The organism is Phyllobacterium sp. P5_D12, from assembly GCF_054049495.1.
In genome coordinates this window covers 1-1,041 of the sequence record NZ_JBFUMG010000971.1, presented here as the reverse complement: position 1 = coordinate 1,041, position 1,041 = coordinate 1, and the positions used below count along the sequence as shown (strand labels likewise).

Annotated in this window: 1 protein-coding gene and 1 pseudogene; both read left to right on the top strand. The window is 53.8% G+C overall.

Annotated elements, in window-relative coordinates:
* Positions 1–326: pseudogene (locus tag ACXJ5O_RS28065) on the top strand (ABC transporter ATP-binding protein); the annotation flags it as partial.
* A partial coding sequence (locus ACXJ5O_RS28060; RefSeq protein WP_457302774.1) for an ABC transporter permease occupies positions 323–1,041 on the top strand: 719 nt, incomplete at its 3' end. The pseudogene ACXJ5O_RS28065 and the gene ACXJ5O_RS28060, both read left to right, overlap by 4 nt.

The following is a 1,041-nucleotide window of genomic DNA, read 5'->3' as shown; positions in this document are numbered from 1 at the left end:
AGCCATTTTCGGCTCTGGATGCGCAGAACAAATTACTGCTTCAGGAAGAATTGCTGCGTATCTGGGAGGAGAACAAAAAGACTGTTCTTTTCATCACGCATGATGTGGACGAGGCGGTGAAGCTTGGCGACCGCATCATGGTTATGACCGCGCAACCAGGGCGCGTCAAAACGGTGGTTCCGGTGTCACTTCCGCGTCCGCGTGATGTTCTGGAACTTCAACAAAACCCCGAATTCGGCAAACTGGTGCATCAGATCTGGTCGAGCCTGCGTGATGAAGTTCAACGGGCACGCGAACTCGATGAAGCAAAGGGAGTGCGAAAATGAGCGCTCATATCGAAGCAGAGACCGTCCGTCCCGTCCGTTCCTGGAAACTCAGCGAAAATACCCGCGATCGCGTCATCAGTGTAGCGTCGCCAGTTCTTCTCCTTCTAGTATGGGAGATCGCTGCACGCACAGGATTGATCGACACACGCTTCTTTCCCGCGCCCTCGAGCATCTTTGAGACGCTTGTGACACTGAGTAGTACCGGCGAGCTCTGGCAGCACACGGCTGCCAGCCTGCAACGGCTGTTTATCGGCTTTCTGGTGGGTGRCATACCCGCGCTCATTCTCGGAATAATCATGGGTCTCAGCCGGCCGGTACGCGCTGTGTTCGATCCTTTGATTTCCGCTACTTATCCAATTCCGAAAAGTTCCATTTTGCCACTCGCGCTGCTGATCTTCGGGTTGGGGGAGGGCTCAAAGATATTCATGGTAGCCATAGGTGTGTTCTTTCCCGTTGCGATCAATGCAACGGCCGGCGTGCGCGAGATCAACAAGATTTATCTGGATGTCGGACGTAATTTCAAGGCTAGCCGTTGGGATACGTTCCGGACAATTGCGTTGCCAGGAGCGCTGCCTGTGATCATGACCGGGATAAAGCTCGGCGTTGGCATGGGCTTGGTTCTGATTGCAATCGCAGAAATGATGGGTGCAAAAAGCGGCCTCGGCTACATGATCTGGGCAGCCTGGGAAACGTTCTCCGTTGAACAGATGTATGT